Annotated in this window: 13 protein-coding genes; all 13 read right to left on the bottom strand. The window is 35.8% G+C overall.

The features are described from left to right. Nucleotides 1-15: 15 nt before the first annotated feature. Entirely contained in the window at nt 16-2,052 is a 2,037-nt protein-coding gene (metG, locus tag ACQV2S_RS02340) for a methionine--tRNA ligase (protein ID WP_428875184.1), read from the bottom strand. A gap of 119 nt (nt 2,053-2,171) precedes the next feature. Further along, nucleotides 2,172-3,596, bottom strand: a complete 1,425-nt coding sequence (locus ACQV2S_RS02335; RefSeq protein WP_428873201.1) for an NlpC/P60 family protein — start codon at nt 3,594-3,596, stop codon at nt 2,172-2,174. Between the two features lie 194 nt (nt 3,597-3,790). Beyond that, nucleotides 3,791-5,059, bottom strand: coding sequence for a tyrosine--tRNA ligase (tyrS, locus tag ACQV2S_RS02330; protein WP_428884961.1), 1,269 nt, complete (start codon nt 5,057-5,059; stop codon nt 3,791-3,793). Between the two features lie 65 nt (nt 5,060-5,124). Beyond that, nucleotides 5,125-5,304: a hypothetical protein gene (locus tag ACQV2S_RS02325; RefSeq protein WP_428875182.1), complete on the bottom strand. Its 180-nt coding sequence runs from the start codon at nt 5,302-5,304 to the stop codon at nt 5,125-5,127. A 10-nt stretch (nt 5,305-5,314) separates the two neighbouring features. Beyond that, on the bottom strand, nt 5,315-6,001 hold the full coding sequence (locus ACQV2S_RS02320) for an NAD(P)H-dependent oxidoreductase (protein WP_428884960.1): 687 nt from the start codon (nt 5,999-6,001) through the stop codon (nt 5,315-5,317). Nucleotides 6,002-6,129: 128 nt separating this feature from the next. Further along, nucleotides 6,130-7,218 (bottom strand): hypothetical protein, encoded by a 1,089-nt coding sequence (locus ACQV2S_RS02315; protein WP_428884959.1) that lies wholly within the window; start codon nt 7,216-7,218, stop codon nt 6,130-6,132. Nucleotides 7,219-7,279: 61 nt separating this feature from the next. After that, nucleotides 7,280-8,692: an ATP-binding protein gene (locus ACQV2S_RS02310; RefSeq protein ID WP_428873194.1), complete on the bottom strand. Its 1,413-nt coding sequence runs from the start codon at nt 8,690-8,692 to the stop codon at nt 7,280-7,282. A 2-nt stretch (nt 8,693-8,694) separates the two neighbouring features. Next, nucleotides 8,695-9,405 (bottom strand): response regulator transcription factor, encoded by a 711-nt coding sequence (locus ACQV2S_RS02305; protein ID WP_428873193.1) that lies wholly within the window; start codon nt 9,403-9,405, stop codon nt 8,695-8,697. 185 nt (nt 9,406-9,590) lie between these two features. Then, complete coding sequence (locus tag ACQV2S_RS02300) at nt 9,591-10,007, bottom strand: single-stranded DNA-binding protein (RefSeq protein ID WP_428873191.1); 417 nt, start codon at nt 10,005-10,007, stop codon at nt 9,591-9,593. A 72-nt stretch (nt 10,008-10,079) separates the two neighbouring features. Continuing rightward, on the bottom strand, nt 10,080-11,000 hold the full coding sequence (gene whiA / locus ACQV2S_RS02295) for a DNA-binding protein WhiA (protein WP_428884958.1): 921 nt from the start codon (nt 10,998-11,000) through the stop codon (nt 10,080-10,082). A gap of 32 nt (nt 11,001-11,032) precedes the next feature. After that, complete coding sequence (locus ACQV2S_RS02290) at nt 11,033-12,067, bottom strand: gluconeogenesis factor YvcK family protein (RefSeq protein ID WP_428884957.1); 1,035 nt, start codon at nt 12,065-12,067, stop codon at nt 11,033-11,035. Then, nucleotides 12,039-12,965, bottom strand: a complete 927-nt coding sequence (gene rapZ / locus ACQV2S_RS02285) for an RNase adapter RapZ (RefSeq protein ID WP_428873188.1) — start codon at nt 12,963-12,965, stop codon at nt 12,039-12,041. Before rapZ ends, ACQV2S_RS02290 begins: the two co-directional genes overlap by 29 nt. Nucleotides 12,966-13,107: 142 nt before the next feature. Beyond that, nucleotides 13,108-14,826, bottom strand: a complete 1,719-nt coding sequence (locus ACQV2S_RS02280) for a phospho-sugar mutase (protein WP_428875180.1) — start codon at nt 14,824-14,826, stop codon at nt 13,108-13,110. Between the last annotated feature and the right edge of the window lie 128 nt (nt 14,827-14,954).

Raw genomic sequence — 14,954 nt, 5'->3', positions numbered from 1 at the left:
TCCTTTTTATTCTTTTTACCCAATCAGTGAACCATTTTTGGCTTGATCTGGGGCAAAAACTAAATGTAAATCTTTGCCACTTTCAGCAGATAAAATCATACCTTGACTAATATGACCCATCATCTTTCTCGGTTTAAGATTTGCCACAACCAAGACTTTTCTGCCAATTAACTCTTTGAAATCCGGATAGTATTTTTTAATACCCGATAAGATTTGACGATGACCTTGGTCACCTGCATCCAGTCTAAAGCGTAACAACTTATTGGAGCCTTCTACTTCGTCGACATCAATAACTTCTGCTACTTTAATTTCAGTTTGAATAAAATCATCAAATGCTACTTCTGCCGTTTCAGCATAGCTTAACTGAATTGCTTCCGGGTCCCAGTCAGGATCAGATACTGTTAAATTAGCTGAAGAAATATCCTTTTGACTTTCAAGAGACATGGCTTCTTGTAAATAAGTAATCTCTTCTTCCACTTCCAAACGAGGAAAGATAGGAACACCTTTTTTAATTACCTGCGCATTTTCTGCAAATTGACCAAAAACTAGATCGCTTAAATTAGCGTTTATTTCTTCCTCAACACCCAATTGTTTGAAGATTTCCAATGGAGCCTGTGTCATAAAAGGTCTTAATAAATGACCGATGATGCGTAAGCTTTCTGCCAAATGGAACATTACAATGGCTAAACGATCTGTTAATTGTGAGTCTTTTGCTAAATTCCAAGGTTCAGTTTGATCAATATACTTGTTAGATCTAGAAACAATCGCCATTAAGGCGTCAATCGCTTTATCAAAAGCCATTAATTCCATTTTTTCATGGTATGCTTCTAAATGATCTGTTAAATAATTAGTGAACTCTTTATCCAAATCATTTTGTGACTGCAAAACTTGCTTGTTAGGTACTGCACCTTGGAAGTATTTATTAATCATCGCAACAGTACGGTTGAGCAAGTTTCCTAAGTCATTGGCTAATTCAGTATTGATGCTTTTAACGAAGTCTTCTGGTGTAAATACAGAATCACTCCCCAAACTCATCCCTCTTAAAAGATAGTAACGAGTCGCATCAAGACCATATCGTTCAATCAAAATCTCTGGGTAAATCACATTCCCTTTGGATTTAGACATCTTGCCATCTTTCATAACAATCCAACCATGGGCATAAATACGTTTCGGTAAAGGAAGATCTAAAGCCATTAATAAGGCGGGCCAATAAATCATATGGAAGCGCGAAATATCTTTGCCTAAGACGTGAATATCTGCAGGCCAAAACTTTTTAAAAGCTTCATCATTATCGCTACCATAACCTAAAGAGGTGATATAATTAGATAGTGCATCAATCCATACATAAACAACATGTTTAGGATTTGTCTTCACTGGGATTCCCCAACTGAAGGAGGTCCTTGATACTGCTAAGTCTTCTAAACCAGGTTTGATAAAGTTATTAATCATTTCATTTTTTCGAAATTCAGGTAAAATCACTTGATCATCGGATTCGTAATATTCAATTAACCGATCCGTATATTTGGCTAATTTAAAGAAATAAGATTCTTCTTTTACTAGCTCTACTTCATGGCCGGAAGGAGCAATTCCTCCCACGACATTACCCTTTTCATCTTTAAAGACTTCCGCTAGCTGCGTTTCGGTAAAATACTCCTCATCACTGACTGAATACCAACCTGAATATTCACCCAAATAAATATCGCCTTGTTCTAATAATTGGTCAAAAATCTTTTGAACCGCTTGAACATGATAGTCGTCAGTAGTACGAATAAAATGATCATTGGTTATTTCTAGTTTTTGCCAAAGCTTTTGAATTTCTTCAGCCATTTCATCAACATATGCTTTGGGCTCTAAATTTAATTCCTCAGCTTTTTGTTCAATCTTTTGACCATGTTCATCAGTTCCAGTTACAAAGAAAACATCGTAACCCATTAAACGCTTATAGCGTGACATGGTATCAGCAGCTAGAGTGGAATAAGCATTTCCTATATGCAATTTACCACTGGGATAATAAATCGGTGTTGAAATATAAAAAGTTTTTTGTTCGGTCACGGATGAGTGCCCCTTTCAAATAAATTATCTCTCATATTATATCATAGATTAGAAGCAGTCTTTTGCTTAATTAAATGATTGTATAAAAAAAGAGTCAGTTTCCTGACTCTCATTAATTTTTATAAGACTCTTACCGCAAACGATGGGGTAAATGTTGAAATGTTTGAGTAACCTAAAGGTGTGCCTGGTTGAGAAGCATGAATATAATTTCCTCCACCAGTTGCTAAAGCAACGTGGTAAGTTCCTCCAGGACTACCCCAGAAGTATAAGTCACCTGCTTGTGCTTGGTCTATTGAAATTCTAGTGCCCGCATTTTCTTGAGCACCAGTCCATCCACCAATTTCCATACCATAGGTCTCTTTGAAAACATATTGAACAAACCCTGAACAGTCAAATCCTGCTGGAGATTTACCTCCCCATACATAAGGGATACCAATATATTTTTCAGCATTTCCGATTAATGATCCAGTATTATAAGACAAGTCTGGCGCTTGGACTTCTTCGATTACTTCTGCAGTGGTTGCAATCACTTCAACCGCTGTTGTTTCTAATGGCTCAAGACTCGTTTCAACAACTTGTGTTGTTTCAACTGGCGCAACAGTGGTTTCGATAGCTTGTGTTGTCTCAATAGGCTCTAAACTTGTTTCTACTGCTTGAGTTGTAACAACTGCTTCTTCACTTTCAATTGTCTCTAGTGAAGCAACTACTTCATATGAAACTTCTGCTGTTTGTGTAGTCTCTTGAGATGTTTCAATTGTTTCTAATGGTGCTACTTCTGAAGTTACAACATCTTCACTAGATTCAACAACTGCTTCTTCAACTGCTTGTGTGTTCTCAATAATTGCTACTTGAGTTGCCGCTTCAAAGGCCGCTGCTTCTGCTTCTAGAGCTAGACGGTTTTCTTCAGCTAATTCTGCTTGTCTAGTTAATTCTGCGTAAGCTAATTCTGCTGAAGCTGTTTCAACTTCTAAATCACCTTTTAATGCTTCTAAGCTGATCATTTTATCAACTTTTGTTGCTTTAGCTTTTTCAGTCGCTACTTTTTTAGCTTCAACACTTGCCATGTCTTCTTTTTGACTATTTAATAAATCCTTATTAGAAGAAACCAGCTTGATAATTACATCCATTCGTCCAACGAAATCAGAAAGTGATTCTGAAGATGCTAAAATATTTAGGTAGTTGGTAGTTCCACCTTTTTCTTGAATAGCAACCGCTTGTTCAGCAATTAACTCTTGACGCTTGTCAATCATTTCTTGTAGTTCTTCAATTTCTTGGTTTAATAATTCAATTGTTTGGTTATCGTCTGAAATCGAATTTTGAAGTTGCTCAGCCTCTTCTTTAATTGTTTCAATTTGATTGTATGAATTTACTAACTGAGCATATAGCTGAGTTTGTTCAGCATTTAAATTATTTACTTGATAATCAATGTTTGCATTAATACCCTCAATATCTTGAGCATAGATTGGTAAACTACTAACTGATGAAAGTATAATTGATGAAGTTAATAATGTCGTTAATAGCTTCTTAGAAAATTTGATTTTCATTCTTATTAGCTCCTCTTTGAACTTTTATTTAAATATATCTATTGATACTTTTCTCTTAACAAGAATGATATTAACACATTAAACATCAAAAAAGGGCGTTTTCGTTGAATCGTATAAGACTTGTAACCTTATTGAAACATTTGAACAGATAAAAACATCCTTAGAAATTTTCTAAGGATGTTTTGAACCAACCGCTATTTTAAAGTGACCAGTGTATAGTGTTTTTTCCCGCGTCTGACAATAATATAACGGTCTCCAATGGCATCTTTTTGACTGATTTCATAATCCAAATCAGTTACTTTTGTGCCATTAATTAATATAGCACCGTTGCTAACAAATTCTCTGGCTTGTCTTCTGGACTGAACGATCCCTGTCTCCACTAGCCAGATTACAATATTCATTGCTTCTTTATTCGCTAGTGCATGCGGCATATTTTTAAATCCTGCTTCAATTTGTTGAGTAGTTAGATTACCCACATTACCGGTAAACAGAGCGTGAGTAATTTTTTCGGCTTCTTCTAAAGCTTCTTGACCATGCACAAACCGTGTGATTTCCTCAGCTAAACGACGTTGTCCCTTTCTTAAATGCGGTTGTTCAGCCACTTCTTTTTCTAAAGCTTCAATTTCTGATTGCTCGAGGAAAGTGAAATATTTTAAATATTTAACAACATCATCATCTGCTTGATTAAGCCAGAATTGATAAAATTCATAAGGAGTCGTCTTTTCTGGATCTAACCAAACAGTTTCTCCTCCTGCTGATTTGCCAAATTTAGTACCGTCTGACTTAAGCATTAAAGGAATAGTTAAACCATAGGCCTCTGCTTCTGTTCCTTCCATACGACGGATAAAGTCTAAACCTGCTGTAATATTTCCCCACTGGTCACCACCACCGACTTGTAATTGAACATTTTGTGTTTGGAAGAGGTAATGAAAATCAACGGATTGAAGAATTTGGTAGGAAAATTCAGTAAATGAAATTCCATTCTCAAGTCGACTGGCTACAACATCCTTAGCCAACATCGTATTAACATTAAAGTGTTTACCATAATCTCTCAGAAATTCTAATAAAGAGAGTTTACTTAACCAATCATAATTATTCATTATTTTGAAAGTATTATCAGCCGAATCCCCTTTTAAGAACAGTTTTTCCATTTGTTGTGTCAGCTTCTGAGCATTTTTTTGGACTACTTCCATTGTTTGTAAGCTTCTTTCACTGGTTCGACCTGAAGGATCGCCAATCGATCCTGTTGCCCCTCCAATCAAGACAATCGGTTGGTGACCGGCTAATTGAAACCGCTTTAAAACCATAAAAGGAATTAAATGCCCAATATGCATAGAATCCCCCGTTGGATCTACTCCGCAGTATAAGGCAATCGTTTTTTTAGATAATAGCTTCTCTAAACCCTCTGCATCTGTTTGTTGATTGATAGCGCCTCGCCACTTTAAATCTTCAATTATTGACATCACATTCACTCCCACTCGTTCTTTCGTTTTAGTATAAAGTCTATTCTACTATCTTGCAAGCCTATCTAAGACCAAGCTTTGGGACTCCATGCATTAGCATCTAATTGGTCTCTATTTTGTTCAATCCTCTTCTCTTGCTCTTTCAAAACAGCTAAAGCTACCTTTAAAACAGCACGACTTGGATAATCTTTGCAACTTTCTACCCATTTTTCAATAGGAACTTGGAACATCTTTGCTTTTTGCATATTATCTTTACTACTCCTCATCAAAAAGTTCTAATTCTTTTAGCTCGTCTGCTTGGTCAATTAATTTCTGAATAAATTGGTCATATATATGCTGATCAAGCGGGTCTAAATTTAATTTTAGTCGATCAAGTTCTTCTAACAAAACATTCACCTTATCTTCTAGTAAATAAAGTCGACCTGTTTTTAAATAAGTCACGTAATCAATCATTAAATGATATTTTTCTTCTTCTGTTAAATAATGAAATTGTGAAATAATAAAAGGTGGACGATACTTCATAGCAAAATCGTTTGCCCAAGCATAATAAGGTGACATTAAGTCCACTAAACTAACTCCCGCTCGTTCACCTGGTTGAAAACTTTCGAGTCTAGAACCTACCGTTAATACAATTCCAAATTCTTTATCTTGTAAAATTTTCACTGTCTGTTTAAAGTTTAATTGATCATTAAACACTTGGTCCATCCAAACCTTTAAGATAGCCGGTGCTTGATACCAATACAGAGGAAATTGAAATAAAATACGCTCATAATCAGCCATTCTTAAAAGCTCTTGTTTGGAATCAAAAAAAACTTTGTCTTGCCACTCAGCCGTTAAATCAACGTAGTCTGTTTGGGTGAGCGCTTGGCCACTAGCTAATAAAAATTGCTGGCTAGAAGAATTTGCTAGCTGATCATGGGCGATAAAGCATAAAACATCCATATCTTTCCTCCTTATTTCTTATATCCAATTATTTTAATAAAAGCACTCCAACTTCCAATAAATAACCTTTTAATAAAAGGCATGAATTGAAGGTGAAGTGCTTTTCTTAATTAAAAATCAAAGGCATATTAGTAATAATTATCGTCATTAACTTCAGATGTCTCGATTACTTGTGTCGATTCAACTGGTTCAGATGTTCCTGGTCGAACAGTTGTACTTGGAGGTGTTGGCTCTGGATTAGTCCATGAGTTTTCTGGTTCCTCGTAATAATAATCGTTAGAAGTCTCAACAGTTTCAGCTATCTTTTGAGTTGTTTCAACTACTTCAACCGTTGTTTTCTCTGATCCTTCGAAAAGTTCCTTATTATCTTCAAGAGCTTGACTTAAACGCTCAGATGGTTCCAAAGAGCTAACTAAGAGTTGATAGTATTGTGGCACATCTTTAGCTATTTTTGCCACTTCTTTAATCACTTTATGGGTATAAGTATCCGCTTTTTTATTCATTGTTTTATACAGAGAAGGAAGTGAATCTTTGACTTCTAATAATCGCTGATCGAATTTGCGCATAGCTTGTGCTATTTTACCAATATTACCATCAACGATATCAATTTTTTCTACATCTTTGAAAAGTTCTAAAAGTTCATCACCTTCAACAACACTTTCTTCCACTTGATCAATCAGAAGATTAATCGCCTTTTGAAAAGCATCTAATTCTACTTCTTGATTTGAATCCGAAGTCTGCTCATCAATTCCAATTTCTTCATAGTAATATTCTTCTTTTACCTTGAGCACTTTTTCTTTAGTGAGCCCTTCGCGGATCATTAAATCTTCATTCACTTCATTTCCACGGATAGCATCTTTGGTTCCTGCAAAGAAGTCATTGACCTCATTTTGTGCTTGGAAACGTTTTTCAATTTCTTTCAACTGATCAAGATATTGATTCTTAACAGTCGTTGATTCATTCAACTTATTAATATTCTTTTTAATTGGGTCTATCATTTCCACTTGGAATGATTCTTTTAAGAAATCTTGGTTTTCATCATAATATAGCTCATCAATTTGAGATTGAATATCGTCCAAAATGTTGGTGAATTCTTGGTTAGGCTTTTGAACAAGATTAGCTTTTGAATTTGAATTTACGTAAGCGTTCAAAGTAATGACTCCTACTAAACCTAAAATAAGAGCAATAGATATTATGCCTTTTAAAGTTTTCCCCACTCGATAGTCCTCCTTATCATGTCAGTTTTGTTAGTTATCATTAACAAGGGTACATTATAGCTTATTTGTTTTGACGTGGCAACGTTATTATAAAAACTGACCCTTTATTGAGTTCGCTCTCAACTTCTATTTTCCCATTATGAGCTTCAACCAAGGATTTGACAACAGCCAAACCGATGCCAGATTCCCCAAACTTTGTGTTTTTTCTTGAAACATCAACTTTATAAAACCTTTCCCATATGGAACGAATCTGATCGGTGTCAATCCCAATACCATGATCGATCACTTTTATTTGAGAACCTGCGTCTACCATTTTAGCTTCTAAAACAATCTCACTATCTTGCGAAAATTGAATGGCATTGGTTACTAAATTAATCAAAACTTGAGTAATACGATCATAGTCTGCCCATAAAGTGAAATCTGGTGCAATTTGACTAACTAATTGATCATTCTTTTCTTTAGCTTTTACTTGTAATTGGGTTTTTATATTTTCAAATAAAACTTCGGTATTGATAGAAACTTTATTTAGGCTGATTTGTTTGTTACGTATTCGTTCATAATCTAAATTTTCATTAACTAAACGTGTCAAGCGCTGCGTTTCAGAGTGGATGAGTTCCAAACTGCGATCCACTTGATTTTCAGGAATCATATCGTAACGTAAACCTTCTAATAATCCACTCATGGTTGTTAGAGGGGTTCGCATTTCGTGAGCCACATCCATCATGAATTGTTTCCTTAATGTCTCTTGTCTTTCAACTTCCGACTCATATTGAACAAGAGAATCTGCCATCTTTTGAAAATCTTTAGATAAATCAGCAAATTCATCCTGACCTTTGGTATTCACCTTAATTTCATAATTTCCAGAGGCAATTTCTTGACTGGCTTTTCGCAGCTGTTTTAACTTATTAGTCTGATAGATTGAAAAGAGAACACTCATCCCTAAGCCTGCAATACCTGCTAATAAATAAGCAAATAATACTTTTTCTTGCATGGCCGTCACTTTTTCTTCTAAATCTTCTAGTGGTGCCCCTAAACTAATAAAACCTGGAGGAAAACCTGCTACTTGATTTTCTTTCAAAGGAATGTAGACCGTTGCCATTTGTAACTGCGTGTCTGGGTCTACGTATCTTTGTGAGTAGCGTAAACCAACATTTCCACCCTTAGCAATCTGTTCCAGATCTTCTTTACTCAACTTCGAACCAAAGCGCTGATCATAAGTAGGATAAATTATTCGTCCATCGGACAAATTCACTTGGATAATTATTTTTTCACTTGACAGTAACTGGGATGCACGAACCAAATCTTCTCTCGAAAAATAATTATCAACTATATTTTCACCATAACGCAAGAGCTGCAATTCACGATCCTCATAGATCTTCTTTTCCATATAATCGGAAATACGGTATGCAGAAACCGTTAGGGCAGTCAATAATACTATTAAGAAAACAATTATTTGCTGCCATAAGAACTTCATAATTAATCACCTAGTTCTTCAAATTTATAACCAACTCCCCAAACTGTTTGAATCAACTGGGAACCATAACGCTCTATTTTTTGTCTTAATTTTTTTATGTGTGCATCTACTGTTCTTTCATCACCAAAAAAGGGATCTTCCCAAATACTCTTGAGTAATTGCTCTCTGGTAAACACTCGCTTAGGATGCTGAGCAAACATTACAAATAAATCAAATTCCTTAGGTGTTAAACTCTCTATTTTTTTATCGTGATAGTAAGCTTCACGTGTAGAAGTATTGATTTTGACAGTTTTTGTTTCAATATCAAACTCATTTTCTTCTTTAACAGCTGCATCAGCTGAAACTACTTGAGCTCTTCGATGCAGAGCTTTCATCCTCGCTAATAACGTCAAGGGACTGAAGGGTTTGGTTACATAATCATCCGCGCCCATTTCTAAACCAATCACTTGGTCGCTTTCAGAATCTTGAGCAGTTAGCATAATAATAGGCGTCTCTTTAGAAATCTGTCTAATTTTGCGACAAATGGTCATTCCATCCATAGAAGGTAGATTTAAATCCAGAATAACAATGTCCCAAATGTTAGGTTGCGTCCGATAGGCTTCAAATCCTTCTTTTCCATCACCATGAAAGCTTGCTTCAAAATTTTCTTTTTCAAAGAACATCCCCATCATTTCACAAACGGATTCATTATCCTCAATCATTAATATTTTCATTTAGCTTCCCCCTTTTTAAGAACCTACTGTTTTTTCTATTATACACAAATCTTATTATAAGAGACACTAGGTCTTCTCCACTCAGTCCAAGGTAGTATATAACAATTATAGTTTTTCGGCTTATTATTTTATAAAAACAAAAAACCGAGCAAGTATTTGCTCGGCAACTTTTTTAAAACAGCTAATCAATTTGAAATATCATTTAACACTTGCTGAATCGTTTCTTGGGACACCTGCATATCTTCCGCCTTCATCTCCATCTCTTGATTAGAAACCGCCTTAGATTTCGGCTTGTCCAAGAGAGTAATTTCGCTGGCATTACATTCAATAACATAAATTTCTTCTTTTTCAGCGTTGAGATAGCTGCGACTTTGCATCATTCCTGATAAAGCAATGCGTTGCCCCTTGCATGCATACTTGTGAATCAATTTTGCCAAACCGTTCCAAGCGACGAAAGGAATAAAGTCAGTCACTGATTCACCATTACGATCGCGAAAAGGACGTTTGATTGCAATGACATTATTAGTAACAGCCGCTGAATCGCCAACCTCTTTTAACTGTATGTCTCGACATAATCTACCAACAAAAGTTACTTGATTCATATAATTCCTCCTTAATGGTGTTAATATTAAATACCAAAAAAGAAGTTTAAAAGTGCTAAGCAAATATATTATTTAGATTTTTTCGGCCAATTCAACAATTTTTCTCAACCGATGATTAACTCCCGATTTCGAAATAGGTCCGTTAGGAATTTGCTCTCCCAACTCTCTTAAGCTCATATCTGGATTTTCAATACGAAAACGTGCCATTTCTTCTAATTTTTCCGGTAAAGAGGACAATCCTTTTTTGGCTTCAATTCGTTTAATAGCTGCAATTTGTTTTTGCGAAGCATCAATTACTTTATTAAGATTAGCGTTTTCACAATTAACTAAGCGATTAACTGAATTCCTCATATCCCTAACAATCCGCACATCTTCAAATTTTAAGACTGCTCGATTGGCTCCAATAATTACTAAAAAGTCAGCGATTTTCTCTGCCTCTTTTAAGTAGGTGATATATCCGTTTCTACGAGCAATTGTTTTTGCATTTAAATGAAAATCATTCATCATTTTACAAAGATCTTCATTATGATCCTCATAACTCGAGTATATTTCTAAATGATAAGAGTTTGACTCCGGATTATTCACCGAGCCTCCCGCTAAAAAGGCTCCTCGCAAATAAGAGCGCTTCTTTGGGTCGTTTTGCATTATTTCGGGAGCCACTCTTGAGATGAGGCTTAATTGATCAAAAATTTCTAAATCTTCTAAAATTTCTTGTACATGATAAAGACAGCGCACAATATAGACATTGTTCTTTTTTAATTTCATTTTGCGCCGAACAATCAGTTCGCTTTCAGCATCAAAGTAGTCCTTGAGTAAGGTATATAACCTTCTTGCGATTGCAGCATTTTCACTTTGTACATTTAAAATTAGCTTTTGTTGATAAATAGAAACCGCACCATTCATGCGGATCAATGCCGCTAATTCTGCTTTGGCATGCTCTTTGTGAACTTCTAATAATGTACATTCTTTTTTTACTTCTGCTGCAAATGTCATCCTACTCTCTCCTTAACCAACATTTAGTCCATTTATAAAACTGAGTGCTTATTTGAATCAGAACTATTTTTATCAAGCAAACGCACACTATTCAATAAGTGCCCTAATTCTTCAACAACCTTATCCGTATCATGATAAGCGCCGCCTTCTTTCATACTTAAAAACTCACTAGATATAACCCGACATCCTAAACGACGCAAACCATTGAAATCGTGTTTTACTTGAAGCAGATACTCTTTGTTTGGTTGATTGATAATATATTCTTTGGGAACTTCTGTAGTATTAACCAAAACGGTATCGACAAATCGAACTCCCAAATGATTATGTAATACTTCAATATGATCTGCATCCGTAAAGTTTTCTGTTTCTCCTAATTGAGTCATAATATTACAAATATAAACTACCTGAGCATTGGTTTTTGATATCGCTTGTCCAATCTCATCAATCATTAAATTGGGCAAAATAGAAGTATACAAACTGCCTGGACCTAATACAATTAAGTCTGCTTCCATGATTGCTTCCACAACCCTTGAAGAAGCCTTAACGGCAGGTTTTCCTTCAATAGTCATTACATTAACTTCTTGAATGCGTTTACGATGGTGGGCTATTTTCGACTCGCCAACAGCAATCGTTCCGTCTTCAAATAAAGCTTGCAAAATTAATGGTTCAGGAGCTGCTGGTAGGATTTGACCATTAATATTCATAAATTGCGATAAGATATCAATGGCTTCCGACAGTGAGCCTTTCATTTCCTTTAAAGCGGCAATCAAAAGATTTCCAATGGCATGGCCTGCTAAAAAATCATCATCCGTGTTAAAGCGATATTGAAAGAGTTCAAGTAAGACTGGGTCTGCTTCGGAAAGAGCTGACATACAGTTACGGATATCTCCCGGTGGAACAACGTTAATATAATCACGAATAACGCCAGATGACCCTCCGTCGTCGGCAACAGTAACGATTGCTGTAATGTTGGCATCTAATTTCTTTAGCCCTCTTAAAATTACAGGCAAGCCGGTTCCCCCACCGATTACCGCAACTTTATAACGAGCTTGATGCATCTGATTCATTTCTAGCAACCTTCTTTAATACTTGGTTTTGGTTTTTTGCCATATCACGGTGATTAACATTTGTACAATAATTCATGCGAGTAAAATGTTCGCCAATTCTTTCAGCTAGGGCCACTGAACGGTGTTGCCCCCCTGTACAACCAATCGCTATCACAGCCCTACTTTTGCCTTCGCGTTTATAGCCAGGAACACAATAATTTAATAAGTCGATTAGCTTATTATAAAAAATTTGACTTTCCGGTTGACTCATAACATAATCATAAACCGCATTATCCACTCCAGTTAATCCTCTTAAATCTTGAATATAATAAGGGTTAGGTAAAAAACGCACATCCATGACAACATCTGCATCTATTGGAAGACCATACTTAAAACCAAAAGAGACTACATCTATTCTAAAGGTAACTTGCTCCTTTTCAGCAAAATGTTCCATAATATAAGCTCTTAGTTGTCTGGGTTTCATTTCAGAAGTGTCTACAATCATTTGAGCACGCGTTCTTAAATCGCGTAATAACTCTTTTTCTTTAGCAATCGCACTCAATGTTGAGACTTCATTTGCTTGTGATAATGGATGATGTCTACGTGACTCCTTATAACGAGAAACCAATTCTTGGTCATTGGCTTCTAAAAAGAGAATTCTTGAAGTAACATCTTGATTATTATCCATCGTACCGATTATATCCGATAACTCATCAAAAAACTCCCGTGTTCTTAAATCAATTACCATAGCGATTTTAGTGATTTTACCTGATTCTCGCATCAATTGCCAAAAGGTTGGCAAAAGACTTGGCGGCATATTATCGATGCAGTAATATCCAAGGTCTTCAAAACTTTGAACAGCAACGGTTTTGCCTGCACCACTCATCCCAGTGATAATGACTAATTCCAAATTTGACATGGTCTCCCTCTTTTCTTGGTGAATATTTATTACTCTCTATTATATCACAAATTAATTTCTACTCTATCTATGAATCTTTTAGCTAAAAAAGCTGCTGAAATCCACTTTCTTAAAAAGAAAAAGATTTCAGCAGAGATTTAACTTACTTAATCAATTGATTCAAAAAGGCCTCTAAACTCACTATTTTGTCATTTGCAGCCTGTTCACTTTCAGCTTTAGCGCCCATATATAATTTTATTTTTGGCTCTGTGCCACTTGGTCTTAAGGCAATCCATGATCCGTCTTTCAATTTATATTTTAAAACATTGGATTTAGGATATGAAAGACTGGATTGTTTACCATCTGCATAAATCAAATTACTATTTAAATAATCGTAGGCTTCGGCAACAGGAATACCAGCTACCTCCGTCAAGCGATTAGCCCGCGTTTCATTCATTAACGCTTCCATTTCTTGCTTTCCATCAAGTGATGTAAAAGAGATGGATAAAGTTTTTTCTTTATAATAACCATATTCTTCATAAATTGACATTAGCGCTTGTGCGAGGGTTTTGTTTTGTTTTTTATAAAAGGCTGTAATTTCAGCCAACATTACTAAGGCTTGAATAGCATCTTTATCACGTGTAAAGCTCTTCAATAAATAGCCAAAACTTTCCTCAAAGCCCATAATGAAGGTGTGCGCTTTTGATTCTTCGTACTGTTTAATTTTTTCTGCAATAAATTTAAAACCTGTTAAAACATCTACCGTCTCAACCTTATAGGCTTTAGCAATTTCTTCTGCTAGATCTGTTGAAACAATCGATTTTATGATTACACCATTTTCAGGTAATTGATCTTTGGCTTGGTATGCTTTTAACATATAATTCAACATTAAGCAGGCGATTTGGTTTCCTGATAGCAATTGATAATTTCCTTCTTGAGTACGAATCATCGCACCTAAACGATCAGCATCCGGATCTGTTGCTAAAAGAATATCAGCTTCAATATTTCGCCCAATTTGTTCAGCCAAGTCAAATGATTCAGGCGATTCAGGATTAGGGGATTTAAGAGTTGGAAAACCTCCATCTGGTTCTGCTTGCTCTTCAACAACATGGATGTTAGAAAACCCTGCTTGTTCTAAAGCCTGCATCCCTAGATACATTCCCGTACCGTGTAGTGGAGTAAAAACAATTTTTACTTCTTCTGCCATCTCAGCAATTAGATTAGAATCAATCGTTACTTTAGCAATCTCAGCTAGATAAGCTTGATCCACACGATCACCAATAATTTCAACTTTACCTGACCCTAACAATTCCGTCTTATTTCCTACTTCAATGACTAGTGGATCTTCAATGGACCGTACAAACCGAGTTAACTTATCCGCATCTTCTGGTGGCATTTGACCGCCATCTTCACCATAGACCTTATAACCATTATATTCTGCCGGATTGTGACTAGCCGTTACCATGATACCCGCATAAGCATGTAAATAACGCACAGCGAAGGACAAGGTAGGTGTTGGACGTAGGCTTTCATATAAATAAACCTTAATTCCGTGCTTACCTAAGACTAAAGCGGCTTCCATTGAAAACTCGGGGGAATAGTGTCTCGAATCATAGGCAATAACAACACCACGCTCTTTTGCTTCTTGACCTGCTTCATTGATTAACATGGCTAAACCTTCTGTTGCTTGTCTAACTGTATAAATATTCATTCGGTTCGGGCCCGCTCCTATAATACCGCGCATCCCTGCCGTACCAAAGCTTAAAACATTATTAAAAGCATCTTTTGTTTCATCGCCAGCTTGTTCTTCTAGAGATTTCTTGACCGCTTGGTCAAGATTTTCTTTGTTTTTCCATTTTTTATATAATTCACGCCAAGGCATATTCTCGCCACCTTTCTCATTGTTATTTATTATATCATGATTGGGATAAAATAGTAGAAATTTGACTAATCTCCCACGTTTTTAGTTATTTCTTAAAAAGACTTACCTTTAAAAATAGCTAAGTCTGA

This window comes from Facklamia sp. P13064 (assembly GCF_050409425.1).
Taxonomy (GTDB): Bacteria; Bacillota; Bacilli; order Lactobacillales; family Aerococcaceae; genus Facklamia.
This window is presented reverse-complemented; position numbering and strand designations above follow the sequence as displayed.

Coding starts and splice junctions, on each gene's coding strand:
- ACQV2S_RS02335 (WP_428873201.1), bottom strand. CDS start 3,596: ATGAAAATCAAATTTTCTAAGAAGCTATTAACGACATTATTAACTTCA.
- tyrS (WP_428884961.1), bottom strand. CDS start 5,059: ATGTCAATAATTGAAGATTTAAAGTGGCGAGGCGCTATCAATCAACAA.
- ACQV2S_RS02325 (WP_428875182.1), bottom strand. CDS start 5,304: ATGCAAAAAGCAAAGATGTTCCAAGTTCCTATTGAAAAATGGGTAGAA.
- ACQV2S_RS02320 (WP_428884960.1), bottom strand. CDS start 6,001: ATGGATGTTTTATGCTTTATCGCCCATGATCAGCTAGCAAATTCTTCT.
- ACQV2S_RS02310 (WP_428873194.1), bottom strand. CDS start 8,692: ATGAAGTTCTTATGGCAGCAAATAATTGTTTTCTTAATAGTATTATTG.
- ACQV2S_RS02305 (WP_428873193.1), bottom strand. CDS start 9,405: ATGAAAATATTAATGATTGAGGATAATGAATCCGTTTGTGAAATGATG.
- ACQV2S_RS02300 (WP_428873191.1), bottom strand. CDS start 10,007: ATGAATCAAGTAACTTTTGTTGGTAGATTATGTCGAGACATACAGTTA.
- whiA (WP_428884958.1), bottom strand. CDS start 11,000: ATGACATTTGCAGCAGAAGTAAAAAAAGAATGTACATTATTAGAAGTT.
- ACQV2S_RS02290 (WP_428884957.1), bottom strand. CDS start 12,067: ATGAATCAGATGCATCAAGCTCGTTATAAAGTTGCGGTAATCGGTGGG.
- rapZ (WP_428873188.1), bottom strand. CDS start 12,965: ATGTCAAATTTGGAATTAGTCATTATCACTGGGATGAGTGGTGCAGGC.
- ACQV2S_RS02280 (WP_428875180.1), bottom strand. CDS start 14,826: ATGCCTTGGCGTGAATTATATAAAAAATGGAAAAACAAAGAAAATCTT.